The following is a 26,739-nucleotide window of genomic DNA, read 5'->3' as shown; positions in this document are numbered from 1 at the left end:
TTCCGTACATTCCTCGAAAGGCATAAAGTGACTACTGCACTCAACCTCGTCAACGTCTCGCTCGAATATCCCGATGGCGGCTCTACCCTCAAGGCCTTGGACTCCGTAAACCTCGCGGTAAGCGAGGGGGAGTTCCTGTCCTTGGTGGGTCCCTCCGGCTCGGGGAAGTCATCACTGCTCGCCGTTGCCGCCACCCTCATCAAGCCCACCTCCGGAGTGGTGGTCATCAACGGACAGGATGTCGCAGCCCTTGCCGAGGCCGAACGCACGGCGCTGCGTCGGGACAAGGTGGGCATCATCTTCCAGCAACCCAACCTGCTGCCGGCACTGACCGCCGTCGAGCAGTTGTTGATCCGTGAGCACCTGCGGGGCAACCCGTTGAAGGAAGCCCGCCTAAAGGCCGGGGAATTGCTCGACGTGGTTGGCTTATCCGGGGCCGAAGACAAGCGACCGCACCAGCTATCCGGCGGCCAGCGCCAGCGGGTGAACATAGCGCGGGCATTGATGGGCAGGCCTTCGGTGCTGCTGGTGGACGAGCCCACAGCGGCGCTTGACCACGAACGTAGCGAATCCGTTGTCCGGTTGCTGCGTCGGGTCACGGACGAATTCCACACGGCCACCGTCATGGTCACGCACGATACCGAGTTCCTGCCCCTCACGGATGCCGTCGCGACCATGCGGGACGGACGGATCAGCCGCGCCCTCGTCCCGTCGTCCCGACCCTAGTTGGCTGAGCCGAGGACCGCGGAGTCCTGCGCGTCGTCGTAGGCGTCGCGGGCTTCCAGGATGGTGGGCACGTGGCTCTCCGCCCATTCACGGAGCAGGGACAGCGGCTGCAATAGGGATTCGCCCATCGCGGTGAGTTCGTAGTCCACGCGTGGGGGAACCTGGGCATGGACAGTCCGGGTTATGAGGCCGTCCCGCTCCAGGGCCCTCAGGGTTTGGGTCAGGACTTTGGGCGTCACGACGTTGACCATCTTCCGCAGCTCGGAAAACCGTACGGGGCCGTCATCCAACACCTGAATCACCAACGACGCCCATTTGTCGCCGATTCGTTGGAAGATCACGCGGGAGGGACAGTTGGGGTCCAGGATGTTCGCGGGGAGGTTATTGGTTTCCATGAGGTAACTAGGTTCCTTTGAAGCTATCAGTATCCAATGGATACCGTTGTCGTATTGCAAGGATAGCAACCCCAAGGAGAGCAATGAAAATCGCAGTCTACGGCGCAACAGGCATGGTCGGCAGCCAGATCGTCAATGAGTCCATTACCCGCGGCCACCAGGTCACAGCCATCTCCCGCAAGGGCGCTGAAGTCCCCGGAGCGGCCGCACAGGCTGCAGACCAGGCTGACGCGCAGACCTTTGCCTCCATCGCGAAGGACCACGACGTCGTTGTGCTCGCTACGGGTCCCAGCCGCACCGGCGGCGACCATTCAGAATGGCTCGACGCCATGTCCACCGCGTACAGCAACGCAGAAGGAACCCGGCTGATGATCGTTGGTGGTGCCGGGACACTGGAAATTGACGGCGTCCGCCTGCTCGACTCCCCGGACTTCCCTGAGGCCTACAAGGCTGAAGCCACCACGGCTGCCAAGGCCCTCGAGGCCGTGAAGCAGGCCCCCGAAACCCTTGACTGGACCGTACTGGCCCCGGCACCCGTCATCCAGCCTGGTGAGCGGACCGGCGAATACGCTGTGGCCAAGGATTCGCCGGCTGGCAGCAGCATCTCCACGCAGGACTACGCCGTGGCCATGCTGGATGAGATCGAAAGCCCCGCCCACCGCCGCGCACGCTTTACCGCAGCCAACTAAGACGGCGGGCTAAACGCCCAGCCCGGGTACCCGCAGTTTAAATATGTCCTTGAGGGCATGTTTAGCGGCGTGGTACCCGGGCATACCTGTTACACCGGGACCCGGCGGCGTCGAGGATGAACACAGGTACACACCGGGCATTGGTGTCCGCCAGGGCACATTGGAAACTACGGGACGCTGCACCAGTCCGCGGAGATCGAGGGCGCCTGCGCTGAAGTCGCCGCCCACATAATTTTCGTTGTAAGCAGCCAGTTCTGCCGCCGTCGTGGTCTTTGACGCAACCACGACGTCCCTGAAACCGGGCGCATACTGCTCTATGCGGGCCGTGACCGCTTCGGCCATGTCCACGGTGGAGTTGGCCGGGACGTGGCAGTAAGACCACAGGATGTGGCGGCCTTCGGGTGCGCGCGTTGGGTCCACCAGGGACGGCTGGGAGACCAGGACGTATGGTTCCGGAGGATATTTCCCCATGGCCACCAGATTCTCGGATTCGGCCATGGCAAGCCGTGAACCTCCCACGTGGACCGTGCCTGCCTTGGCCAGTCCGGGATCCAACCAAGGCACAGGTCCGGAGAGAATAAAGTCCACTTTGCATGCTGCATTCCCGAACCGGAATGCTTCCAGTGCCCTGCGGTAGCGGTCGGGTACTTCCGCGCCGCCGATCCGGGCCAGGGTCGGGGGAGCCACATCCAACAGTATGGCGTCCGCGGGCCGAACCTGGTCCAGGGAGTCCACTCGTTCACCTACATGGATGGTTCCTCCGTGGGCAGTCACATCATCGGCCATAGCCTGGGCAATGGACATTGACCCCCCTACGGGAATCGGCCAACCGCCGGCATGGGCAAGGACCCCGAGCAGGAGCCCGGCGCCGGTTGAGCTCAGGGACGGTTGCGAACCCAGCGCGTGCGACATCACCCCGGTCAGGAGCGCGGGCGCTGCCTCTTCCCGGAAGCGGCGGCCCCACATGGGCGTGCCCTGATCCAGCGTGGCAAGACCAAAGCCCACGGCGGCCAACGGGTCTTTCGGTATGCGCAGCAGCTGGTTGGACGTAAATTCCACTACCCCGGAGACCCGCTCCAGCAAGGGTTCCATGAGCCGGCGGTACGCCGGGCCATCCACGCCCAAGCCCTGAACGGTCCGGTCCAGGGACTGGTACGCCAACGCGGCCCCGCCAATGTCCAAAGGTGTTCCGTGCTGAACCTCCGGAACCCGCAGTTCGATCCGCTTGGACAGCTCGAAGGCACGGAAGAACGGCGAAGCCACGGCCATGGGGTGCACTGCGGAACAGACATCGTAGAAATGCCCGGGTTCCATCAGCTCGCTGGTGCGCGAACCTCCGCCAATAGTGTCCGCGGCCTCGTAGACGTGGACTTTCAGGCCCGCGCGGGCCATGACCACTGCTGCGGCCAAACCGTTTGGACCGGCCCCGACGACGGCGACATCACCCATTGCTGCCTCCCTCCGCCGTTTGGGCTGCTTCAGTTGTGGCCGCCTGAGGCCTCCTGGGCAGGACCGACCGGGCCGGGGTGAAGAGGTCGATCCTGAGCCAGTCCGGGGCGCCGTCGAAAGGCCCGCCATGGGGGTCATCATCGCCGTGGTTGCGCAGGGGGTCCTGAGCTGGATCCCAAATGTCCATAACCACCCTGGCCATCAGGTAAGCCGTCGCAGCCATATGCAGGACCACCGCCAATACGTAATAGGACATGTCGATGTTGTGCTGGACAGACCCGCCGCTTGTCGCCTGGCCCAGGTACATCCAAATGGCTGCCCAATGCAGGCCTTCGGCAGCCTGCCATAGGAGGAAGTCGCGCCAGCGGGGTCGGGCCAGGGCGAGGAGCGGGATCAGCCAGATAACGAATTGGGGCGAGTAGACCTTATTGGTGAGGATGAACGCGGCAACAATCAGGAAGACCAACTGCGCCACACGCGGACGGCGCGGCGCCCACAGTGCCAGCGCTGCAATAAGGGCACACGCCAGGACGAACAGGGACAGGGCAATCACGTTGATGCTGGCCGCATTCATCTGCATCCAGTGCAGCCGGTCCGCTACCAGGTTGTAGGAGAACCAGGGCGAGCTGTACCCGGCGGGCCGGTCCTGGGTGAACTCGAAGAAGTACTGCCAGCCGGTAGGGTTCAGGGCCGCGAAGGGTAGGTTGACTACCAGCCAGGACACCAAGGCAGCCCCTGAAGTGACAAGGAACGGCCGGAACTTCCCTGTCCGGAGGGCCAGCAGGAGCACGGCACCCAGGAACAGGACCGGGTAGAGCTTGGTGGCTGTGCCCAGTCCGACGAATACGCCGGCGAGCACCAGTTTGTCCCTGGAGAAGAAATACATTCCCAGGGCGAGCAGCGCCACCGCCCACATGTCCCAGTTGATCAGGCCGGCCAGGATAATCCCGGGCGCCAAGGCCACCATGGCCGCATCCCAAGGGCGTCGCTTGTTGATTCTCGCGGTCAGGAGGACGGTAACAACCCATATGGCCACAATCAACGTCGCGTTGACGTCGAAGTAGCCCAGCACCCGATCATTGTTGACGCCCTGGCCAGGAACCAGCAGGGCCGTGATTCCCGCGATGATCCCCATCAGCACGGGATATTCAAACTGGCTGCCCTGGGTGAAGAAGGGGATGACTCCGTCGCCGAGTCCGCGGTTCTTGAAGAGTTCGGGGAAGTCGGAGTAGCAGGTGGAGTAGAACTGTCCGGGCGTTTCCCACCCGTTGACCCGGCAGTAGTCCTTCGCGAGAACGGCCAGCAGTGCCGCGAGTACGGTAAGGATGATCAGGACCCGTTCTACAGTGAACGGGCCGGAAGAAGCTTCGCCTGGCAAGGAGTGCTTCCCGAGCGGACCGCCTATGAGCTCGGTGAAGTTTCGGAGCAGGTTGTCACTGCGGCTGGGAACCTCCGCGCGGGCACGTTTTTGCTGCCGGTGCGGCTTCGTCTCCTGCATGGATCGAGCTTACAGTCACCACTTGGGGCAGAGCACCAGGTCCTGCCTCGACTGTGGGAATGAACCCCACTGTTAAAAGGGGGGGAGCCCACGCGTAGCCGCGTGGGCTCCTTGAGGTTCAACAGAATCGTGTGGCATCTGGGTCTCCTTCGGTCGGGCTGAAGGAAATCAGCGGATCAGTCCCATCTGGTGCAGGACAACGTAAACGTCTTCACGGCGTTGGTCCAACAGTTGGCCGTTGAACAGGGTGCGGTCCTTTGGAGCTGTGACGCTCTTGAAGAAGCGCATGTCTTCGGGGCGCTTTCGCATGGTTCACCTCCTTTCGGGGGGATTATGCCGGGTATTTAGGCGCAACAATTAGGGCCATTTGAGGATGAATAAATCAAAGGCCAAAATGGGCACAAAGTACCGAGGCTGGTGAAAGGTAATTAGCGGACCGAATCAGGAATTCCTGAAACGTCATTGCATCATTGCGCGAGCTTCCGGCAGTCGACCCAACAAGAAGCTGGTTCCGAACTTTGGGGAAACTGCGCACCCGCGGCATGCTGCGTGGGTCCGCGCCTACAACTGAATACTCAGCCATCCAAGGAAAGGAAGGCCGTCATGAACACCGCCGGCAACAGGCCGGTCCGGTGGATCAGGAGTGGGTCAGAGAGCAAAAATGGCGTCGATCATCAGCAGAGGCCGGGGCAGCATTGACGGTCAACTTCCGTCCGCTAGTCAAAGTAATCATTTTTCCCAACCTCCTTCCGGCCTTTACAGCCTGCTGTGGCATTCACCCGAGTGACAAATCGGAAGAATGCGCGCCTGGTTCCCGGCGGATCGCTCTGGGAACAAGATATAAGCTACCCCATGAACAAGGAGTTTGGCCAGCGCAATTCGCTGTTTCTCCAAAACTTTTTCTCAATGAATGTTTTTAGAGGCCCCAGCGGACAATTGCGGGCGTCCGCTTATCCCAGCCGAGCGTGCAGACTTTGGCTGTACCGAGGATGAAATGCCGACCTTCACGGGCGTCCATTTCGAGCCAACGTGCGGTAAGGATGCGGGAGAAATGCCCGTGGGCTACTACCAGGACATTGTCCATTCCGGACTCCAGGACGCGTCCGATGATCTTGTCGGCACGGGCAGCCACCTCATCCAAGGTCTCCCCGTTGGGAACACCATCTGTCCAGATGAGGTAGTCCGGGTTGTCCTTGCGGATCAGGTCCGAGCTGATGCCTTCGTAGTCGCCATAGTTCCATTCGACCGCCAGCGGCTCGTGCACCGCTTCCGGGTAGCCGGCCAGTTCGGCTGTACGGCGGGCACGTCGCAGCGGGGAGGTCAGCACCAGGTCGAAGTCGATGCCCTCCAGGACCTTGCGTGCCTCAACAGCCTGCTGCTCACCCTCAACAGTGAGGGGCAGATCAGTCAGGCCGGTGTACTGGCCGCTCTTGGACCACTCCGTTTCGCCGTGGCGAAGGATCCAGAGTTGCGGACGTGGGGAAGTCGCAGCATTCATGAGGGCTCCTCAGTTTCAGTCAAAGGCTCGACGACGGCGGACTCGGGTTGCGTGCCCCACCACGCCAAAAGCTTCTGCTCGGCTTCCTCCGGGGACAGCGGTCCATGTTCCATGCGCTCTTCCAGGAGGAACTTGTAGGCCTTGCCCACCACCGGTCCCGGCTTGAGTCCAAGAAGGGCCATGATCTGCGCTCCATCGAGGTCCGGCCGGACGGCTGCCAGCGATTCCTGCTCCAAGAGCGCCGCGATGCGGTGCTCAAGGTCATCGTAGGCGAAGGACAAGCGGTCGGCCTTGCGCTGGTTACGCGTGGTGACATCGGAGCGGGTCAGCCGATGCAGGCGTTCCAGCAGGGGACCGGCGTCGGTGACGTACCGGCGGACAGCTGAGTCGCTCCAGCCGGCATCGCCGTAGCCGTAGAAACGCATGTGAAGTTCCACCAAGCGGGAAACAGCCTTGATCGAGTCGTTGTCGAACCTCAGCGCCTTCATTCGCTTGGCCGTCAGTTTCGCACCTACAACGTCGTGGTGGCGGAAGCTCACCGCGCCGCCCTGCTCGAAACGGCGCGTAGCCGGCTTGCCGACGTCGTGCATCAACGCAGCGAACCTCAACACAAAGTCCGGCCCGGGCACCGGGCCATCGGGACCTGTTTCAAGTGCGGCGGCCTGCTCCAGGACCTGGAGGGAATGCTGGTACACGTCCTTGTGGCGGTGGTGTTCGTCGGCTTCGAGGCGCAGCGCGGAAACCTCAGGGAGCACGAATTCGGCCAATCCTGTATCCACCAGGAGGTCAATACCCACGCGCGGGTGGGCTCCGTTAATCAGCTTGACCAGTTCTTCGCGGACACGTTCGGCGGAGATGATCTTGATGCGGTCGGCCATTTGGGACATGGCGAGCCGGACGTCGTCGTGGACCGACACGCCGAGCTGCGACGCGAACCGGGCCGCGCGCATCATGCGCAGGGGGTCATCCGAGAATGACGCCTCGGGAGCACCGGGTGTTGCCAACTCGGAGGCGTGGAGGTCGCGGACGCCGCCAAAGGGATCCACGAGTTCCAGGCTGGGCAGCCGAAGGGCCATGGCGTTGATGGTGAAGTCGCGGCGCAGCAGGTCGTCCGTCAAAGAGTTGCCGAAAGCCACCACGGGCTTCCGGGAATCGGGGTCGTACGCCTCGGCGCGGTACGTGGTGATCTCGATCTGGAAACCACTCTTCTTCATCCCGATAGTGCCGAAGGCACGGCCGATTTCCCAGAAGTTGTCTGCCCACTTCTTAATGACGGCAATGGTCTGGTCCGGCGTGGCGTCCGTGGTGAAATCGAGGTCGGGGGAGGTCCTGCCAAGGAAGAGGTCGCGAACAGGTCCACCCACCAAGGACAGCTCGAATCCGGCGTCGACAAAGCGCTGCCCGAGGTCGAGCACCACCGGATCGATGGTGAAGTTAACAGAAGAGCTGTCCAATACGTGCGCCATAGTCCCTTAAGCTTGGCAGATTTTTATCCGGGAGTGGGCCACTGTTCCATGCAATATCAGGCATGCGTCCGCGGACCGTCTTCTGCAGTCCATCTTGTAGCCATGTCCCGGTCATCACTCCGGGGCAAGAGTCGTTAGAGTGGACCTCATGGCCAACCCGATCCCGAGCGCTCCTGGCAGGAGGACAAACGCACCGTTGCCGTCGGCAATCGGTGCCCACGTCGCGCCTGCCCCGCAGCACCCGGTACAGGCCTCACTTCCCACTGTTGAGGAGGTGTCAGCCGGCGGCGTTGTTGTGGACACGTCCGACGGCGAACTCCGGGTTGCGATCATTGCCCGCCTTAATAGGGGTGGCCGGCTCGAATGGTGCCTGCCGAAGGGCCATCCCGAAGGCCGCGAAAACAACGAGGAAGCAGCTGTCCGCGAGATCGCCGAGGAAACCGGCATCGAGGGCAGTATCCTGGCACCCCTGGGCAGCATCGATTATTGGTTCACCGTGAGCGGCCACCGCGTCCACAAAACCGTCCACCATTTCCTGCTCCAGGCAACGGGCGGTGAGCTGACCATCGAGAACGATCCTGACCAGGAAGCCGTGGACGCCGCGTGGGTTCCTATCCAGGAACTGGCCCGCAAACTGTCCTTCCCGAATGAACGCCGCATCGCCGATCTGGCACGGGAAGTGCTGCCCGAACACCTCTGACCCGGGTACATGGGACGATAAAGGCGATGTCTGAAGCCAAAACTACCCAGTCCGTTCAATCCGGAGAAGCACGTTCCAGCGCCATCATGGCTGCAGGGACGCTCGTTTCCCGGTTCCTTGGCTTCGCCAAAACCTGGATGCTCGGCGCCGCCTTGGGCCTGGGATCCACCGTCAATGACACGTTCATCAACGCGAACAACCTGCCCAACCTGATCTTCCTGCTGGTGGCCGGCGGCGTGTTCAACGCGGTTCTTGTCCCGCAGATCATCAAAGCCAGCAAGGCACCGGACCGCGGCGCGGACTACATCAGCCGTTTGCTGACCCTGGCCGTGCTGGTGCTTCTGGCACTCACTGCGTTGGTAACCCTTGCGGCACCCCTGGTCATCGATCTGACCACGCAGGGGTACTCCGAACAACAAAAGGCCCTGGCGGTCACCTTCGCCTTCTGGTGCCTCCCACAAATCTTCTTCTACGGGCTCTATGCCCTGCTGACCCAGGTACTGAATGCGCACGGGGCGTTCGGCCCGGCCATGTGGGCGCCCATCCTCAACAACCTCGTGGCCATCGCAGGCCTGGGGATGTTCATCTGGATCCTCGGCGCCAACATCACCAACCCCCACACAATCGACAACTGGGGACCCACGCAGACATTCCTGATCGCCGGCTTCTCAACCTTCGGCGTTATTGCGCAAACGGCCATCCTGCTTATCCCTGTGTTCCGGCTGCGCCTGGGTCTCCGTCCGCGCTTCGGGTGGCGCGGCGTCGGACTGGGCCAGGCCGCCAAGCTGAGCGTGTGGACCTTGGCGACAGCCGCCGTCGGACAGCTGGCGTTTCTCTACGTCATGCGAATCGCCACGATTCCCGGTGCCGAGCGGCTCCGGCTGAACAACGCGGGGGACACGGACGCCGCTGCCGTCCTGCCCGGTAACGCCGTCCTGGAAGTAGCCAGCCAGCTGTACCTGCTGCCACACTCGATCATCGCTTTGTCCTTGGCAACCGTCCTCTTTAACCGGATGACGCGAGCGTCGCAGGACGGCAACAAAGCCGAGCTCCGCGATGCCCTCTCCCACGGTCTCCGGACCATGGCCGTTGCCACGGTTTTCGGTGCGTTGGCCCTGTTTGCCTTGGCGGGCCCACTGGGCATGTTCTTCTCCGGTGGCGAACCGCAAGACGGCGTCATGCTGGCACAGACGCTCACCATCCTGGCTTTGAGCACCCCGTTCCTGAGCGCGAACTTCATGATGTCCCGCGTGTTCTACGCCAACGAGGACGCCCGCACGCCCCTGTATGTGCAGTTGTGGCTGGCGGTGATCTACGTGGTGGGCGCGTTCTTCATCCAGTTCCTTCCCGTCGGCCAGATCATTTACGCGATCGCGATCCTTTACACGTTGGGCAACATTCTCTCCGTGGTGATCAGCGTCGTGTTCCTGCGCCGGTTGCTGGGCCACCTCGACGGACCAAGGATCGCGAACTCCTATATCCGCATGGGCTACGCCGGACTTGGTTCAGCGCTGGCGGGGGCGGCAGCACTATGGCTCCTGGGCAGCTACCGGGCCGACGGTTTCGCGTGGAGCAGCCGCCCGGCCGCCTTGGTGACCGTAGTCGTCGTCGGGCCCGTCATGTTGCTCGCCTACCTGGTCCTGCTACGGGTCTTCCACGTCACCGAACTTCGCGACCTCCTACGCCCGCTCATGGGACGTTTGGGCCGCGGCGCGCCAGAGCCGGTCGCCGCAGGAACTGAAGAACCCACGACGCCGGAACGCGCCACAGTCTCGGACGACACCGGTTTGATCCCGCGCATCTCGGGCGAATTCGACGCCGCCTCATTCAGGGCCGGGCCAGCAGTCGGGGCCCAGCGCACCGCTCCTGCGCCCGCCACGGACGCCCCAAAGTCCTACCTGCCCGACGAAGACGTGCCCAGCACAGCCTTGGGTGGCAGGTTCCGCCCGCAGGTCCCGTTGCCCGGCCGTCGCACCTACCAAGGCGATGCTGGGCGCAATCCATACTTCCCCAGCAGGCAGAACAAGAAGTAAGCCGGTGCCGCCAACACGGGCGGCGGGCACCAATCGGCTAGGCTAGAAACGAATATAGGTAGTTGCAAAAGCGGTTGAACCGGCTCGCCGGGCCGGCCGTGTGCAGGACCCGCAGCTCCCGGACAGCCTAGGAGGAACACGTGTCCCACCCGATCGACGTCGGATCAGTACTTGGCGGCCGCTATAAGGTCACGGCCAATGTGTTGACCTCGCATGACCAAGATCAGGTGCTCGACGGCGTGGACCAGGTCCTCAACCGTCCCGTGAGCATCCTCGTCGCCGGACCCGGAAATGCCGAGCAGGTTGCGCAGAGCGCCCGTGAAGTCGCCACCGGGGAACGCCCTGGCCACGTCCAGATCCTGGATCTCGGCATCAGCGATAACACCACGTACCTCATCACCAACCACAGCTCCGCGCCGGACCTGCTCGACCTCGTTGTGGCCACCAACCCGCCATACATCGAGCCGTTCTTCACGGAGACGCTCGGCAGCGAAATCTTTGGGCAGCCGCGCACGTACGAGCCCGAAACCTACGACGGCCTCTACGAAGACGACGAGCACGACGCGGAGTACATCCAATACGACGAAAATGGCTACCCCATCCCGTCCGAGGCCGATGCTGATCAGGTAACCCCTGGTTCCGAGGCCGGGAATGTGCCTCCTCGGCCTGCCTCCAGCCCCTCATCCGCCAAGAGTGGCATCGCCGGTAAGCTCGCTGCCGCTGCTGCGGGAGCCGGAGCAGCAGGCCTCGCTGCCGCCGCCGCGCTGAAGAACCAGGGTTCCAGGAATCACGACGCCGGTGCTAACGCTGCGGCCTCTGGTGCTTCCGGGGCTTCTGGTGCTTCCGGTGGAGCGTCGCCTGCGGCGTCCCACCAGCCGCCCACCCAGGCCGTTACCTCACAGCCGACTCCGCCGCCAGCCAGGCCCGCCGCACCGACCCAACCGCCTACCCAGGCCGTCAGTTCCCAGCAAGCACCTGCCCGCGAGCCGGCCAGGCCCGCCGAGACCGCGAAGCCTGCAGGGGCTGCTGAGCCCAAGGTATCGCTCTGGTCCGAGGAGGACTACGGCTTTGCAGGGGCAGGCGCCGCTGCCGGGGGAGCTGCCGCTGCGGGCAGTACCTCTGACACTGGCTACGGTCGCGCTCCAACCAGCTTCCCGGCGTCGGCCGCTGTCCAAGAGGACTACGACCACAACGAGGTATACGAAGACGAGGCTCCCGAGAAGGAACCCCGTTCGCTCCGCTGGCTGGTTGGTGGCCTGCTGGCTGTTGTCCTGGTGGTAGGCCTGGTCCTGGCTGTTACCAACCTTGGCAGCCTCCTTCCCAGCAGTGCGCCCGCGGCGAGCCAGAGCACGCCGGCCCCGCCGTCCACCGAAACCAAGACCGAAGAACCGGCCCCCACGCAGGCTCCGCCACCCGCGGCGCCGCCGGCCATCGAGGGCATCACCCGCTTGGGAGACTTCCCCTTCGCGGCCACCTACGACAAGGACCTTGCACGCGCCTTTGACGGCAACGCGGCAAGCTACTGGTCAGACATGGAATTCGCGACGGCGGACTGGGGTGGCCTGGTCACAAACATGCCGCTGGTCATCAAGCTCAAAGAAAAGACCGAGGTCAAGTCCATTGTGCTGAACCAGCTGGGTGGATCGGGCGGCAGCATCAGCGTCTACACCAACGACCGCCCCGCCATGGACGGCGCCAAGCTTGTAGGCACCAACAGCTTCACCTCGCCTGAATTGACCCTGCCCCTCGCAGCGCCGACGCAAACCCAGTACATCATTGTGGATATCAAAACCCTCCCCAAGCTGGCCGCCCCGAAGACCCGCTTCGGATTCGGTCTGCGCTTGGCTGAAGTCGCAGTCCAGTAGTCCGCACCAAACCAGGTAGCAGTAGAGGCCGTTCTGACTTGTCAGGACGGCCTCTACTGCTACCTGCACGTCCGTCACCGCTTCGATTTGGCGAGTGTCCAGAAGGTACCCTGAATGTTGGTGGCTTTTAGGGCCGACAAACTCCAACGGAATATTTGGGGCTTAACTGGGGTTGAGTCAGGTGGCTGCCCCGAAAGCCGCAGCATCGACTAAGGAAGAGGTTCACGCCACGTGAGCATTGCAGAAAACGGCGCATCGCAGGTGCGCGACGTCATCATCGTAGGTTCAGGCCCCGCTGGCTACACAGCCGCTGTTTACACCGCCCGCGCCAACATGAATCCTCTGCTCATTGCCGGATCTGTCACCGCTGGTGGCGAGTTGATGAACACCACGGACGTTGAGAACTACCCGGGATTCCCGGAAGGCATCATGGGTCCGGACCTGATGGAGAACTTCGAAAAGCAAGCCGCCCGTTTCGGCACTGAGATCCAGTTCGAGGATGTCACCGAGCTGGACCTCGAAGGCGACATCAAGACGGTCACCATCGGTACGGGGGAGACCTTCCAGGCGAAGGCCATCATTCTGTCCACGGGCTCGGCCTACCGAGAGCTCGGACTGGCCAACGAAAAGCGCCTCTCAGGCCACGGCGTTAGCTGGTGTGCAACCTGCGACGGTTTCTTCTTCAAGGACCAGGACATCGCCGTCATCGGCGGCGGCGACTCGGCAATGGAGGAAGCACTCTTCCTCACCAAGTTCGCCAAGTCCGTTACCGTCGTCCACCGCCGCGATACCCTCAAGGCATCAAAGATCATGGGTGACCGCGCCCAGGCACACGAAAAGATCAAGTTCGTCTGGAACACGGCCGTTGAAGACGTCCTCGGTGGGGACAAAGTCACGGGCCTCAAGCTGAAGAACCTGGTGGACGGCACTGAGTCCGAGCTCGCAGTCACCGGCGTGTTCGTGGCCATCGGCAACGACCCGCGCACGGACCTCGTCAAAGGCAAGGTCGACCTGACCCCTGAAGGAACCATCGCCGTGGAGGGCCGCAGCTCCAAGACGAACATCAAGGGTGTCTTCGCCGCAGGCGACGTCATCGACCCCACCTACCGCCAAGCCATCACGGCTTCGGGCTCCGGCTGCGTGGCAGCCCTTGACGTAGAGCACTACCTCGCGGACCTGAACTCCTAAGCTGCATCCAAGCAACCATACGAAGGGAAAAGTTATGAGCAACGCAAAAGACGTAACTGACGCAAGCTTCAGCACGGATGTCCTGGCTTCCGACAAGCCGGTCATCGTGGACTTCTGGGCAGAGTGGTGTGGCCCCTGCCGCAAGCTCGGCCCCATCCTCGACGAGATCTCCGTCGAGTACAGCGACAAGGTTGAGGTCGTTAAACTCAACGTCGACGACAACCCTGCTATCGCAGCTGAGTATGGCATCACCTCCATCCCGGCCGTGTACCTGTTCAGCGGGGGAGAAGTGAAGAACACTGTCATCGGTGCCAAGCCGAAGCAGTTCTTCGAAAAGGAATTCGCGGACGTACTGTCCTAAGTTCCCGCTAAGCGTCTAAAGCCGGCGGTTCCTGCTCCTCACGGGGCAGGAGCCGCCGACTTTTTTGTTGCTCTCCGTGAAATGAACCTCTTTGGGATGCATGGACTGCTCATGCGCGCCTGGCGACCTCCGTTGCGCCATTAATTCGTGGCTCGACTTCCCCCTCACTGGGTAGGGGGAACCCCCGCCCCTCTCTCACATCCCTGCCCCTTCCGCCCAACCCTCCCTCACACCCCCACCCCTTCCCGACCAGCCCTCCCTCACAACCCCGCCCCCACCCACCAACCCTCCCTCACACCCCCACCCCTTCCCACCACCCCTCACTCACACCCCCACCCCCACCCACCACCCCTCCCTCACAACCCATTCCCGGATGTCAGGCGATTCCTACTCATGGAGGGCTGACGGCTGCGGTCGAGCACAACACAAGAACATGCGGCTTCCGCTTTCCTTCGGTTTGGCTCACGAGACCTGGATTGGGTCCGACGGTTTCAATAGGTCGAACGGGCGCGCGACTACGGAGCGCACTGGCACCGAAGCTGTGTGGCGACGTGGCAATTCTTGTCTCATCCGCCCCCATCGACCGTGAACGTTGGGGATGTTTCACGTGAAACCGACCCAATGGTCCTCGCCTCTGCAAACGCGATTTACATACCTGAACTACCTACCCATGCTCGCAATCTCCGAATTCAAGCAGAGGAATGGTTTCCCTGGACGTCCGCTGCCATTGCTCCAAGTCAAGGCTGTAGAGATTGGCAGGTGCCCCTTCGACTCATCGCGCCACGTGAATTGTTCACCTTGCCCGGTTGACCATCGGACAAAGTAGCGCTGGTTTCCTATTACGGCCTTGGTTCAACGCCTCCTCCTCATAACCAGCTCCGGGCTGTCAATCGCTAAGTGCTGCTACATCATCTACGTCAGGGAAACCCGAGCATTACTCGCGGCCTCGGCGCCAATCCCGCATCCTTTGCGCGGTCCGGCATGCTGCCGTGCTTTAGAGCGCATTGGCAAGAGCCTCATGACTCATACGCCTCAGGAGGAAGACCAATTCAGTGGTTTCCTCGATTTGCACTCGAAAACTCAGGTAGCCGTTTCGCTCCTGACGCATACCGCATGCAGTGCCTAGGAAATGTACCCGAGGCGCGCCAACAATAGTGAGTGCCTCTGAATACAGTCCTACGTACTCCTTGATCATCCTCGGCACTTAGCTATTCATGAATCTGGCCTCCGCCCTACAGACAAGAGGGAAGCATCGGCAGAGCCATTCGATGACCATCCAAGCAAGCAGGCTCAGTCGAGAGGCTCGTGTTTCACGTGAAACAAGGCTCGACTCACGCACTGACGAGTCTCCAGCCGACCCATACTAGATTCTCCACACGCGTTGTGTACCCACGGGCGATCAATAGCGAGGCCAAACAGGCTCCAAAGCAGTGCACAGTCATGGTCTTCAGACCAAAGCGCCTTGGGTAGGAGAAACAACTGCTATATCGCCACCCACGCTAGCCTCAAGACGACGTTCTGGCCGTGTGGATGGTGGCTATAACGGAGATTCTCAGGTGCTCCACGGTCAACCTCTGCTCATGCTGCCGGCTCAACTCCACAAGAGTCGATTAGCCCCCCTCCCTGAGGCAACATGGCGCCTAGAGCCGCGGTCCCATATCCAGGCCGCTGACGGGGCCCTTCACCGCCCCTGGGTGCGCCAGGGAGTACTGAAGCCCCATTGGAACGCGGGGGACAGTTATGGGGCTTGCCCGGCGTCGAAGCATATCGGCATTCCTTCTACCCTCGCTGTCCATGCGCTTTGAACAAACCGACATTCGCAGCGCGGGGTCACTTTCACAACGACATGGAATTAGGGTGACACCATCAGGTCAGGGCCTCCCGCTGCTCCGTACCAATGTCGGAGGATGGTTAGGCATGCGTCGATGTTCTCCGAAGTCAGTGTATCGCCGTCAATGCAGCCATCCCACGCTGAACCATAACCATGATCCCGTTGAGCGAACTTGGGTGATGCTTTGGACTCGTTCTTCCGGGAGCGAAGGGCAGGAGGCAGTGGGTCGTCCAAGCAAGGGACCTCCAGCCTGACGGCCAAGTAGCATCGATCAAGACGGTCTTCCTGTCAGCGCTTGACCCCGGCAGATCACACGGATGTTTCACGTGAAACGGAGCGCCCGAAATGCCCAGATCCCAGGCACGCCAAAGCGAGCACTGCCAGCTGCCGCCCTCGCGACTCGGAGTCTTGAGGTCGATTCCATCGGCCGGCGCGCTAGTACCGCCTGCGCAGCATCATCCGTGCCAGGAGCGTGAGCCTTCAATCCGAAGTCCCTCATAGAGCACACTCGCCGTGGTGCCTATTCCTAACCCATCGCATGGTCTGTCCTCCGAGCACTGTGCCATTCCACCTCTCTTCCAGAAGGGAAGTCTCAGCTCCGTTCACGCAGTCGGGCCATGGCGACGGCTGTCCCATTACTTACCACCCGTACGGACTCTGGGCCGAAGCAAATTGCTCAAGATCGGGGACGTCCGCCGCATGAAGACATCCGATCAATAGTCTCGGATTTCGACCTTGAGTATCCAAGCCCTCAGCTACGGCATACGTGGGAGTCGCGAGGGCATCATCCATCCCCAGAATTTGAGACGAAACACCGCGCCTAACGCAGGTAGGATCTCGGCGCCCCTCGTTACACAGGCCTTCCGGTTCGATAAGGCATGGGACAAAATCTCACCATTGACTTTGTCCTAGCGGGCACATGCAGCGACGCCACGAGCACAAGCACTTGAGGTGAAGAGAGTAGTTGTTCACAAAGTTATCCACAGGCTTTTCCACTGTCCATGAGATCGCCCACAGGAGGATCAAGCCGGCCAGTCCGATACCGTACACGAGTCCCTAAAAACCAAGAAAGTGCGATTCCCTTTTCCGTGGGTGCCCTTTCAACCGGCAACAGGCCCGAAGTCTCCAGAATCAATGCATATGGGCCCCTTTTGCGCCTTGGCAAGGATACTTCTGCGGCGGCAAGGAACTGCTGTCAGACTGAAGGTAAGGGGCCCAGCCTCGTCACTCAGTATTGGATATCCCTAGCCCCGGACCCAGGAGATTTAGCGGAGTAGTTGCTGCCTCGACGGGTGACTTATCCCCATCGTTATCCACAGCGATATCCACCGACTTGTCCACAACATTTCTGCACAACTGGGGGAGTTCCGAGCTTAGGCTTCGGACGCTCACACCGGTCCGTTTCACGTGAAACACCACATGGGCGCGCCGTCGTGCGATAGCCACGCGTGCGGGTCCTGGTCCGCAGTGGGCTGCCCAAAGACGATGGCCGAACCCTGTGCGCCTGGGTGGCGACTCCGAGGTTTAGAAGCATGCCGCCGGCAACCTATGCCGACATCGGATCAATCCGTAGCCGGCTCACGTGAAGCGCGCGCTCGGGAAACCCTGAGGTCTACGAGCACTGGCCTGCCCCAAGCGGTATCTCCTATCTGGAGTGTTTGATGCTTGGTTGTACGCATGTTGGTCATGGCACCCGTTGGGGGAGTCCGTCGCCAGACAGTGTGTTAAGGGGCGCAGTCCAGGTCCTGGTTCAGTGCCTCGTCCGGCTTGCCTATGCCTGCTCCACCAGTTCAGTGATCCTTGTGCACTAGCGGCGCCTGGGGCTCCGGCACTGGCCACCAGTCAAGGAAAACCGGAGGAGGACGATCACGAACTGGAAGTGTACGAGCACCGCCCTGATGTACACCTCGTCCCAGCCCTTATGCGTTTTGTCCTCTACTCTGATCCGAATAGCTGGAATTTCGACGGCACAATTGCGTTGCCGCTCGGCGAATGGAGATGCTGCCAAGTAGCCCACAACAGCGCGTGCTCAGGTCGTCACGCTTCGGTGCAATCGCTGGACTCTAAGCTTGGACCTCAGACGCTATCTAGTACCCTGTCACGGCACTTTCGACTTCAAGCTTCCATGCCCAAGGGCAGACGATCCGATAGTTCACTCTGAGTAACGGCGGCCGATTGGTCGCTCCCTGACTGATTTCGACCAAAGGTCTGTCCCACTCTCGTCAGCAACTCGCCCCCTCTTGAACGGCCCGGCTCCAACCAGGCTCAAGGTCGCCATGAAGTTCATGGATCAATCGGTCCCTTTGCAAATGCCGTGCGCTCTTGTCACTTGGGGTTTGGTCGAAGAAAAGTTCCGTGCCGCGATCAATCGGTGTCTCGCCTATCCGCTCCAGCAAATCTCGCGGCCTTGGGACGTCGGCAACCACGAGTGCTTGTACGCCAATCAGGACGGAAGACACTGATGCTGATGCCGGCGCAGTCAGCGGCTCGCTTGGGCACGGTTCAAGTCCTCTCACGCCAGCGCCCAGAGGGCCTTGCACCCGCGTTTGACCACGATATTCACGGCTTCAGGCCTATGGGGCCTGGAGAGACGCCCCGCCACTGAAGCGCTAGTTGGGGCGCTCGGCCTCTCGCTTACAAGTCATCCTAATCCTGCGTCATGTAGTCCCGGCGCACGTCCGTTTCACGTGAAACATATGCCGAGAACTGGCGTCCCCATCGCTACTCAGCTCATGCCGACTAATGCGGCGAGCACGCTATCAGCCGAACTTAGAGTTGTGCGCAGATGGCGATGTTCACGGCAACACGCAACCAACTAGTGCCGAAGTCACTATTCCTAATACCGTTTCACGTGAAACACGACCATTCGCGCGCAGGGGCAGCAGTCAAGACGCTGAGGCCAGTTACTCTTTTCCCTCAAAGACAGCACATACAGAGCCGTCAGCCATGAAGCTTCCGACAACCAGGCCCCATCCAGCTCTCAAGGGGGGATCTGCCGCTTGGAAGACGCACAAGCGCAAGTGCACAACAAAACTAGCTCCGAGCGAGCTGGGGCCCTCGGAAGTTCAGGTTCAGCCTGGCGCCTTGTTTCACGTGAAACAGCCCCGCGAATATAGTCTCAGCGCGAACCCACTGTGCACTTGCAGCATACGCCAATAGGCCGACAAGCTACGAACCAACGGGTGTGACCAGCAGAGACAGACTGGATACGAATAGGCGACAGCGGAGGAAGGCATCCAACTAGCCGGATCCGGGCCCTGGATGATCGCGTAGGGACTTCGGAGGCTACTAGTGGGCAACGACTCTAGTTCACCAGCGGGGACCTTTAGGGGACACGCAGCGGCACGTATAGAGCCTGGGCTGGGACACACGCGCTTACTAAACATAGGCCCTTTACGGCATTGTTTCACGTGAAACGACAAGGCCGCGGCCAGTCAGCCTCATCCAGCTGAAAAAGTCTCGAATACCGGGCCACTAGGGCCAAAAAAATGGGGCCCGCTCCAAGAGCGAACCCCATCTAATGGATGATGCAGTACTAGTCCTCAGCTCCAGGTCCGAGAACGTCCATAATTCGATTCAAATCCTCGACGCTCGCGAACTCGATACTGACCCTACCCTTCCGAGCACCCAAAGTGATCTTCACGTTGGTATCCAAACGATCGGAAAGCGACGAAGCAAGGTAATCAAGGCGCTCGTGACGAGCGTTGGGCTTAGGAATGGAGTTCTTTGCTGGCGCCGTGGGGTCCTGGTAAAGGGCCACAGCTTCCTCGGTGGCCCTTACAGACATGCCTTCAGCCACGATCTTCTGAGCCAGGCGTTCCATTGCCGCCGCATCAGGGAGGGACAGCAAGGCACGTGCGTGACCGGCTGAAAGTACACTGGCAGCGACGCGGCGCTGCACCAAGGGGGGCAGCTTCAGCAGGCGAAGAGTGTTGGAGACCTGCGGGCGGGACCGGCCAATGCGATCTGCCAACTGTTCGTGGGTGGTACCAAAGTCCTCAAGGAGTTGCTGGTAGGCCGCCGCCTCTTCCAACGGGTTCAATTGGCTGCGGTGCAGGTTTTCGAGTAGCGCATCGCGGAGAAGGTCGTCATCCGTGGTGTCACGGACGATTGCAGGGATTGTCTCGAGTCCCGCGGCCTGCACGGCACGCCAGCGACGCTCACCCATAACCAGTTCATACGGTTCTCCACCCTTTTCGGTTGAAGTCCGCACAACAATTGGCTGGAGGACGCCTATTTCCTTGACAGAGTGCACCAGCTCAGCCATGTCGTCCTCATCGAAGACGGATCGGGGCTGTTTGCGGTTTGGATGAATGTCGCCGACCGGAATCTCGGCAAAACGAGCACCCGGAACTTCTACGAGCTCAACGCTTGGCGAGGCAGAAGCGGAAGGCGCGTCCGCCGTCGGGCTTTCATCTTCAACCACTACGGCATCAGTACCAGCTGCGCGTTTGGTAGTCGAAGTCTTAGCTGAAGAAGAAGACATCTTGGTAGCGGGCTTCGCCGCCGGCTTTGTCCGCGCTGAAGTGGAAGATTTGGCACCGGACGCTTTGGGCTCGTCAGCGGGCACCTCGGCGATTGGTGTCTCAGCCGACGGTTCGGCGGTCTTCCGTGCCTCCGGAAAGAACAGGTCCACGGGACGGGAAGCTGCGGCACCATTTCCCTGGGCACCAGGCGCGCTGGGAATGAGAGCCCCAAGACCCCTGCCGAGGCCCCTTCGCTTTTCGCTCATTGATTCATCCCTCCGATGGATAGCCAAGCACGGTCCGGCTCAGGCTGTTGCAGTGTTTCAAAAATTCTAGCGTTCAGCGATTTCGGCGGCGGCTTCCATGTAGGACAACGCGCCGCTCGACGAAGGATCGTAGGTCATGACTGTCTGCTGGTAACTCGGAGCCTCAGAGATACGGACCGAACGGGGTACCACGGCACTCAGTACTTGCTCGGGGAAGTGCTGGCGCACCTCAGAAGCAACTTGGGCGGCGAGGTTGGTGCGGCCGTCGTACATGGTCAACAGAATGGTGGACACGACGAGGTCGGCGTTCAGATGCTTCTGGATCATCTCGATGTTCTTGAGCAGCTGGCTCAAGCCTTCAAGTGCGTAGTACTCGCACTGGATGGGAATGAGTACCTCGCTGGCTGCGCAGAATGCGTTGACCGTGAGCAGGCCGAGACTCGGTGGGCAGTCGATGAAGATGAAGTCGAGTCGCCCTTCACCGCTCTTTTCCCGTTCCTTGGCGTAGACATCGATGGCACGGCGAAGGCGCTGTTCGCGAGCCACCAATGAGACCAGCTCGATCTCGGCACCAGCCAAGTGAATCGTCGCGGGGGCGCAGATGAGGTTGGGGATGTCCGGGCATGGCGCCACAACGTCTTTCAGGGGCAGATCGTTGATCAGGACGTCATAAATGCTGTCGACATCGGCATGGTGTTCAATGCCGAGGGCCGTCGATGCATTGCCCTGCGGGTCAATATCGATGACCAGGACGTTGAGGCCTGCCGAGGCCAAGGCCGCTGCGATGTTGACTGTGGTTGTGGTCTTGCCAACGCCGCCCTTCTGATTGGAGACCGTGAAGATACGGGTCCCTTCAGGTTTGGGCAGTTCGCGCCCGACAAGGCGTTCTCGCCGGCGTGTTTCGTTGGCCAGCTGGCGGGCAATGGGGCTGGAGTCATCAATGGAATCCATGACGTTTCGCACTCCATCTGTGACAGTTTCACGTGAAACGGCGTTATCAACCGAATGAGGGCGCACTATTGCAGACTGAAGGGACGCAGAGGGTGTGGCCATTGCCCGCGCGGACCCCAAAGACATAAACGGCGGGATTCGCTGCGTGGAGGTTTCACTACTGCCCACTGGTCACACTCTCACTCTCATTTGGCGCTTGCTGCCGATCTCTAGCCTAACCGCTCGGCCGCCGACACGCGGGAAACAGGGCGGTAGCTACGCGCTCTTTCCCGGCTTGTTGACGATGATCCGCACCACGGTGGTGGGTTCCTCCAAAAGTTCCTGTCCGCAAACCACAACGGACGTTTCCACGCCACCAAGCTTGCGGATAACTTTCTTTGCCTTCTCAATCTCTTCGCCTGCGCTTCGGCCCTTAATGGCCACCACTTCACCGCGGCCGTTCAACAGTGGGATGGTCAGGCCGGCAAGGTTGCTCAGTGCGGAAACTGCCCGCGCCGTAACGACGTCAGCATCAACCAGGCCCACTGCCAGTTCAGCGCGGGTCCTCATGATGGTGACGTTGTCCAGCCCGAGGTCATCCACTACCTCTTGGAGCCAAATGACGCGGCGCTCCAGGGGCTCAATCAATGTAAGTTCAAGATCCGGCCGGGCAATTGCCAAGCACAGACCCGGAAGGCCCGCACCGGACCCCACGTCGGCAACGTGGCTGTCCATCGCTATGGCAGATTCGATGACCGCGCAGTTCAGGACGTGACGGCTCCACAAGCGAGGGATCTCGCGCGGACCGATCAGTCCCCGTTCGGTGCCGGACGTAGCCAGGTGTTCAACATAGCGCTTGGCGAGATCCAGGCGCTCCCCAAAGATCTTCTCTGCCGCTTCCAGTTCAGCTGCGGTGATGTCAACCATGAGCTTCTAGTCAGCCGAGACTACGATGTGGCGACCAGCGCCTTCGCCCTCGGATTCTGAAACCAGTCCGAGATCAGCGACGACGTCGTGGACAATCTTGCGTTCGTAAGCGCTCATGGGTTCCAGGGCTACAGTCCCACCATCGGCCTTGACCTTGGCCACGGCATCCTCGGCGATCTGCTGGAGAACGCCGGCACGCTCCTTGCGGTATCCGTTGATGTCCAGCACCAGGCGGGACCGGTTCTCCGTAGCGGACAGCACCGAGAGGCGCGCCAGTTCCTGGAGTGCTTCCAGCACCTCGCCGTCGCGGCCTACGAGGCTGTCCAGGGCTGCGGACTCTTCGTCTGCGCCAATGGAGATGTAGGTACGCCCGTTGCGGACCTCAATGTCGATGTCGCCGTCGATGTCGGCGATGTCCAGGAGCTCCTCGAGGTAGTCGGCAGCGATGTCGCCTTCCTCTTCCAAGCGGCTGGCCGTCTTGGACTGGGTTTCTTCCTGGGAGTCGTCCTGGTCTTCAGTTACGGCGGTGGTAACTTCTTCGGTGCTCTCGGCAGACATTACTTCTTCTTCCTGTTCTTACGTTGTGGCTGGACGCGCTGGGCACGGGCTTCGGCGGCTGCAACCGCCGCAGCTTCGGCCTCGGCAGCGGCATCAGCGGCTGAAGTCTTTTTGCCACCCAAGAGCGGCGGCAGGCCCTTCGCAGCGCGGCGCTCCTCCAGTGCCTTGGCAGCGGGTGAACCCGGGGTGGGCATGCGGCGGATGACGAAGAACTGCTGGCCCATGGTCCAGAGGTTGGTGGTGGTCCAGTAGATAAGGACACCGATCGGGAAGTTGATGCCACCGATGCCGAAAACGAGAGGCAGGATGTACAGCATCATCTTCTGCTGCCGCATGAACGGGCTGGCCATGGCCTCTTCAGACATGTTCTTGGCCATGATCTGCTTCTGGGTGATGAACTGCGAGGCCGTCATGGCAACGATCATGATGATGCTCAGAACCACTACGGAGACATTTCCGGCACCACCGTGAAGCAGCGCGGAAGACAACGGGGCACCGAAGATGCTCGACTCATCGAATTCCACGACTTGCTGGGCACTCATGGCCCCAATGCCGTTGCCCGCGTTCTTGGCGTTGGAGATACCCGAAAGCACCTGGAACAGCGCGAAGAAGAAGGGCATTTGGATCAGCATCGGCAAACATGCCGAGAACGGGTTGGTCCCATGCTTCTTGTACATCGCCATCTGCTCCTGCGCCATGGCCTGGCGGGAGAGCTGGTCGGTTTTGCCCTTGTACTTCGCCTGCAGCTTCTTCAGGTCCGGCTGCAGCAGCTGCATGCCGCGCTGCGCCTTGATCTGCTTGACGAACACAGGAATCAGGGCGGCACGGATCACCAGCACGAGGCCAATGATGGACAGAGTCCAGGTCCAGCCATTTGCGGCGGGCAGGCCAATGAAGCTCAGTCCCTCGTGGAAGCCGACCATGATGATCGACACCAGCCACTTGAACGGGAACATGATTGTCCCAAAGAAGTCATCCATTAGTTATCCCTATTCGTTAGGCCGCCGTGCGGCCTTCTTCATCAGCCTGAGCAGCCAGGAACTGGTCCGGGTTGTTCAGTACAACAATTGTGGGCGTCCGGCCTTCAGGCCAATGACGGTGGCCGGCGGGGACATGGTCCACTCCACCGGCGTTCCACGGGTGGCATTTGGCGAGCCTTTTGGCTGCGAGCCAGCTACCCTTGACGGCGCCGTGCACCGTGACTGCTTCCAAGGCATACGCCGAGCAGGAGGGGAAGAAACGGCAAACCTGGCCGTACAGGGGGGAGACGACCTTGCGGTACGCCTTCAGCAAAAGGATGAGGATGTTCCGTGGCAGCTCCCACAGGAAGATACCCACCGCTGCGGGCAGGCTCCTGTTTGAGGGCACACTTGAGGAAGGAACGACGGCGGTGCTTATGTCATGCACGCGGTGTCCCTTCCGTAGTGGTGCCGTTGCGGTCCGGCGAAGCGTTGCGTGGATTGGAGCCACCCAGTCGCTTCGTCGTCACTGCCAGTGCGGCGTTGTAGTCCGAGAGCAACTGCTCCCAGCTGGCAGATGCAGCTGCGGGCAGAGCCCGGACCACCACCGCCAGGCCAGTTCCATGCGTGTGCAAGGAAAGTGCGCCTGCTTCTCTCAGTCTCCTCTTAACGAGGTTCCTGGTCACAGCGTTCCCGACGGCTTTGGAGACAATGAAGCCGATTCGACTCGGCTCCCCGGCCCCAATAGAGGCCGTATATAACACTAAGTTCCGGCGTCCATTGCGGACGCCGGAACGTACAGTTGTTGAAAAGTCGGTAGACGTCCGCAGACGGTTAGGGGTGGCTAGCACCGTCGAACCCGCAAAAAGACCCTGACCGACAAGTCAGTTATTTACGCCGACAGTTCGACGCGGCCCTTGCCGCGACGGGCAGCCAGGATGGCGCGGCCGGCACGGGTGCGCATACGAAGGCGGAAGCCGTGCTTCTTGGCCCGACGGCGGTTATTCGGCTGAAAAGTCCGCTTGCTCACGTTAGTTACTCCAGTGGATCAAAGGTGCGCCCACCCGATCAAAAAAGGGGAAGAACTGGCCGACGCTAAGTTTTGTATGTGCCGCCGCCGTTGCCTCCCGCACGATGAACGTACGGAGTTACAACTGATCTCAAAAGCGGACACAAAGGACTTCACAACGTTAGGGCAAAAAGGGACCCACAGTCAAACCGGGAGCCTGCCGCGCAGGTATCCACAGCTGTGTCCAGACCTTGTTAGCAGCCTGTGGATGAAGTGGCTCACAGGCCTCATTCCGGAACCACAACGGTGTAATTATCCACAGGCAACTTCCCAGCTATCTTCTGGCCTTTGCATCCCCTAGAGTGGCTCAGTAGCCCATTGTCCACCCGCTGTGCATAACTCTGTGGATTATCGCCCGGAACAGCGACGCCGGAGACACTTCGGCTGCCAGCAACGCCGGCAAGCAAGTATTTAGGAACTGATTGATGACAGTAGACGAAGCCAACCACGCCAACACTGTCGGAAGTTCCTGGCGCAGGGTGTTGACCCTCCTGGAACAAGACGATCGGGTTACTCCCCGTCAGCGTGGTTTCGTCATCCTGGCCCAGGCGCAAGGCCTCATTGGTTCGACCCTGCTGGTGGCAGTTCCCAACGAGCTCACCCGGGAAGTCCTGCAGACGCAGGTCAAGGATGCCCTCGACGATGCCCTTCGCAGCGTCTTTTCGGACGACATCCGCTGCGCAATCGACGTAGACACCGATCTGGTGCCGGTCCATGCAGAGCCGGAACCCGCCGTCGAGCTTTCCGCAGTACCGGACTTTGCAGAGCCGAAGCCGCAACCGACTCCGCCGAGTACTTCGCATGAGTTCGGCCGCCTGAATCCGAAGTACATCTTCGATACCTTCGTGATCGGTTCCTCGAACCGCTTCGCCCATGCGGCCGCGGTAGCCGTGGCGGAAGCACCGGCCAAGGCATACAACCCGCTCTTCATCTACGGAGACTCGGGGCTGGGCAAGACCCACCTGCTGCACGCAATCGGCCACTATGCCCGCCGACTCTACAGCGGCATCCGCGTCCGTTACGTGAACTCCGAAGAGTTCACCAATGACTTCATCAACTCCATCCGCGACGACGAAGGCACCAGCTTCAAGACCACGTACCGCAACGTGGATGTGCTCCTGATCGACGACATTCAGTTCCTGGCAGGCAAGGACCGGACGCAGGAAGAGTTCTTCCACACGTTCAATGCCTTGCACAACGCCAACAAGCAGGTTGTCATCACCTCCGACCAGCCGCCCAAGATGCTGGCCGGCTTCGAGGACCGTATGACGTCGCGCTTCGAATGGGGCCTGCTGACGGACATCCAGCCGCCGGAGCTCGAGACCCGTATCGCCATCCTCCGCAAGAAGGGCCTCAGCGAGGGCCTGTCAGCGCCGGATGACGCCCTGGAGTACATTGCTTCGAAGATTTCCAGCAACATCCGCGAACTTGAGGGCGCCTTGATCCGCGTCACTGCGTTTGCGAGCCTCAACCGCCAGCCGGTTGACGTTGCCCTGGCCGAGATGGTCCTCAAGGACCTCATTACGGATGACGGCGCCCAGGAAATCACGGCAAAGCAGATCCTCGACCAGACGGCTGACTACTTCAAGCTCAGCATGGAAGAGCTGTGCAGCAAGTCCCGCACACGGACGCTGGTGACTGCCCGGCAGATCGCCATGTACCTGTGCCGGGAGCTGACGGATATGTCCCTGCCCAAGATCGGCCAGGAGCTGGGCGGCCGCGACCACACCACAGTGATCCACGCGGACCGCAAGATTCGTGAGCTGATGGCTGAGCGTCGTGTGATTTACAACCAGGTCACCGAACTGACCAACCGCATCAAGCAGCAGCAGCGCGACTCCTGAATCCACATCGCGACCGCCACT

Annotated in this window: 22 protein-coding genes; 8 read left to right on the top strand and 14 right to left on the bottom strand. The window is 61.0% G+C overall.

The annotated features are described in order from the left end of the window. Positions 1-27 precede the first annotated feature (27 nt). Positions 28-726 (top strand): ABC transporter ATP-binding protein, encoded by a 699-nt coding sequence (locus tag AC5RU9_RS16260; protein ID WP_494017246.1) that lies wholly within the window; start codon positions 28-30, stop codon positions 724-726. On the opposite strand, the gene AC5RU9_RS16255 is transcribed toward AC5RU9_RS16260, so the two are convergent. Continuing rightward, entirely contained in the window at positions 723-1,121 is a 399-nt protein-coding gene (locus tag AC5RU9_RS16255) for a winged helix-turn-helix transcriptional regulator (RefSeq protein ID WP_494017245.1), read from the bottom strand. The two genes, AC5RU9_RS16260 and AC5RU9_RS16255, sit on opposite strands and share 4 nt — an antisense overlap. 83 nt (positions 1,122-1,204) lie before the next feature. Here AC5RU9_RS16255 and AC5RU9_RS16250 point away from each other — a divergent pair, with 83 nt between their 5' ends. Further along, on the top strand, positions 1,205-1,810 hold the full coding sequence (locus tag AC5RU9_RS16250) for an NAD(P)-dependent oxidoreductase (RefSeq protein ID WP_494017244.1): 606 nt from the start codon (positions 1,205-1,207) through the stop codon (positions 1,808-1,810). Positions 1,811-1,819: 9 nt separating this feature from the next. On the opposite strand, the gene AC5RU9_RS16245 is transcribed toward AC5RU9_RS16250, so the two are convergent. The 5 genes from AC5RU9_RS16245 to AC5RU9_RS16225 all read right to left on the bottom strand — a co-directional run bounded on the left by AC5RU9_RS16245 (position 1,820) and on the right by AC5RU9_RS16225 (position 7,721). Beyond that, positions 1,820-3,259, bottom strand: a complete 1,440-nt coding sequence (locus AC5RU9_RS16245) for a phytoene desaturase family protein (RefSeq protein WP_494017243.1) — start codon at positions 3,257-3,259, stop codon at positions 1,820-1,822. Next, positions 3,252-4,757, bottom strand: a complete 1,506-nt coding sequence (locus AC5RU9_RS16240) for a glycosyltransferase family 87 protein (protein WP_494017242.1) — start codon at positions 4,755-4,757, stop codon at positions 3,252-3,254. Before AC5RU9_RS16240 ends, AC5RU9_RS16245 begins: the two co-directional genes overlap by 8 nt. Before the next feature lie 168 nt (positions 4,758-4,925). Further along, positions 4,926-5,066 (bottom strand): hypothetical protein, encoded by a 141-nt coding sequence (locus AC5RU9_RS16235; protein ID WP_211710324.1) that lies wholly within the window; start codon positions 5,064-5,066, stop codon positions 4,926-4,928. Positions 5,067-5,673: 607 nt separating this feature from the next. Continuing rightward, positions 5,674-6,255 carry a histidine phosphatase family protein gene (locus AC5RU9_RS16230; protein WP_089597061.1) on the bottom strand — a complete coding sequence of 194 codons (582 nt, stop codon included), beginning with the start codon at positions 6,253-6,255 and terminating at the stop codon, positions 5,674-5,676. Further along, on the bottom strand, positions 6,252-7,721 hold the full coding sequence (locus AC5RU9_RS16225) for a CCA tRNA nucleotidyltransferase (RefSeq protein ID WP_309993336.1): 1,470 nt from the start codon (positions 7,719-7,721) through the stop codon (positions 6,252-6,254). The genes AC5RU9_RS16230 and AC5RU9_RS16225 overlap by 4 nt, the downstream gene beginning before the upstream one ends. Positions 7,722-7,917: 196 nt before the next feature. Between AC5RU9_RS16225 and AC5RU9_RS16220 the strand changes: the two genes are divergently transcribed. From AC5RU9_RS16220 to trxA, 5 genes are all read left to right on the top strand, one after another. Continuing rightward, a complete protein-coding gene (locus AC5RU9_RS16220; protein WP_090822121.1) occupies positions 7,918-8,421 on the top strand; it encodes an NUDIX hydrolase in 504 nt (167 codons plus the stop codon). Positions 8,422-8,447: 26 nt separating this feature from the next. Beyond that, complete coding sequence (gene murJ / locus AC5RU9_RS16215; RefSeq protein ID WP_494017241.1) at positions 8,448-10,454, top strand: murein biosynthesis integral membrane protein MurJ; 2,007 nt, start codon at positions 8,448-8,450, stop codon at positions 10,452-10,454. Between the two features lie 140 nt (positions 10,455-10,594). Continuing rightward, positions 10,595-12,319 (top strand): ABC transporter substrate-binding protein, encoded by a 1,725-nt coding sequence (locus AC5RU9_RS16210; protein WP_494017240.1) that lies wholly within the window; start codon positions 10,595-10,597, stop codon positions 12,317-12,319. 231 nt (positions 12,320-12,550) lie between these two features. Continuing rightward, positions 12,551-13,507, top strand: coding sequence for a thioredoxin-disulfide reductase (trxB, locus tag AC5RU9_RS16205; protein WP_211710328.1), 957 nt, complete (start codon positions 12,551-12,553; stop codon positions 13,505-13,507). A gap of 34 nt (positions 13,508-13,541) precedes the next feature. Continuing rightward, complete coding sequence (gene trxA / locus AC5RU9_RS16200) at positions 13,542-13,868, top strand: thioredoxin (protein WP_211710329.1); 327 nt, start codon at positions 13,542-13,544, stop codon at positions 13,866-13,868. A gap of 5,366 nt (positions 13,869-19,234) precedes the next feature. Here the strand turns inward: trxA and AC5RU9_RS16195 are convergent. The 8 genes from AC5RU9_RS16195 to rpmH form a co-directional block, all read right to left on the bottom strand. After that, positions 19,235-20,431, bottom strand: coding sequence for a ParB/RepB/Spo0J family partition protein (locus tag AC5RU9_RS16195; RefSeq protein WP_494017239.1), 1,197 nt, complete (start codon positions 20,429-20,431; stop codon positions 19,235-19,237). A gap of 66 nt (positions 20,432-20,497) precedes the next feature. Then, the gene (locus AC5RU9_RS16190; protein ID WP_307843733.1) at positions 20,498-21,550 is read right to left on the bottom strand and encodes a ParA family protein; all 1,053 of its coding nucleotides are present in this window, start codon (positions 21,548-21,550) and stop codon (positions 20,498-20,500) included. 87 nt (positions 21,551-21,637) lie between these two features. Next, on the bottom strand, positions 21,638-22,288 hold the full coding sequence (rsmG, locus tag AC5RU9_RS16185; RefSeq protein WP_211710331.1) for a 16S rRNA (guanine(527)-N(7))-methyltransferase RsmG: 651 nt from the start codon (positions 22,286-22,288) through the stop codon (positions 21,638-21,640). Between the two features lie 6 nt (positions 22,289-22,294). Beyond that, positions 22,295-22,846, bottom strand: a complete 552-nt coding sequence (locus AC5RU9_RS16180; RefSeq protein ID WP_309993352.1) for a Jag family protein — start codon at positions 22,844-22,846, stop codon at positions 22,295-22,297. Then, positions 22,846-23,826 (bottom strand): membrane protein insertase YidC, encoded by a 981-nt coding sequence (yidC, locus tag AC5RU9_RS16175; RefSeq protein WP_257369971.1) that lies wholly within the window; start codon positions 23,824-23,826, stop codon positions 22,846-22,848. Before yidC ends, AC5RU9_RS16180 begins: the two co-directional genes overlap by 1 nt. 16 nt (positions 23,827-23,842) lie before the next feature. Beyond that, positions 23,843-24,253: a membrane protein insertion efficiency factor YidD gene (gene yidD, locus AC5RU9_RS16170; protein ID WP_442789700.1), complete on the bottom strand. Its 411-nt coding sequence runs from the start codon at positions 24,251-24,253 to the stop codon at positions 23,843-23,845. Then, positions 24,246-24,656, bottom strand: a complete 411-nt coding sequence (gene rnpA / locus AC5RU9_RS16165) for a ribonuclease P protein component (RefSeq protein ID WP_211710335.1) — start codon at positions 24,654-24,656, stop codon at positions 24,246-24,248. Before rnpA ends, yidD begins: the two co-directional genes overlap by 8 nt. Before the next feature lie 41 nt (positions 24,657-24,697). After that, positions 24,698-24,835: a 50S ribosomal protein L34 gene (rpmH, locus tag AC5RU9_RS16160; RefSeq protein WP_011776797.1), complete on the bottom strand. Its 138-nt coding sequence runs from the start codon at positions 24,833-24,835 to the stop codon at positions 24,698-24,700. Positions 24,836-25,299: 464 nt separating this feature from the next. Between rpmH and dnaA the strand changes: the two genes are divergently transcribed. Further along, positions 25,300-26,718: a chromosomal replication initiator protein DnaA gene (dnaA, locus tag AC5RU9_RS16155; RefSeq protein ID WP_211710336.1), complete on the top strand. Its 1,419-nt coding sequence runs from the start codon at positions 25,300-25,302 to the stop codon at positions 26,716-26,718. Positions 26,719-26,739: the final 21 nt, after the last annotated feature.

The organism is Arthrobacter sp. B0316-5-4, assembly GCF_059090325.1.
The sequence above is the reverse complement of the archived record's forward strand: the minus strand, read 5'-3'. Positions and strand labels throughout refer to the sequence as shown.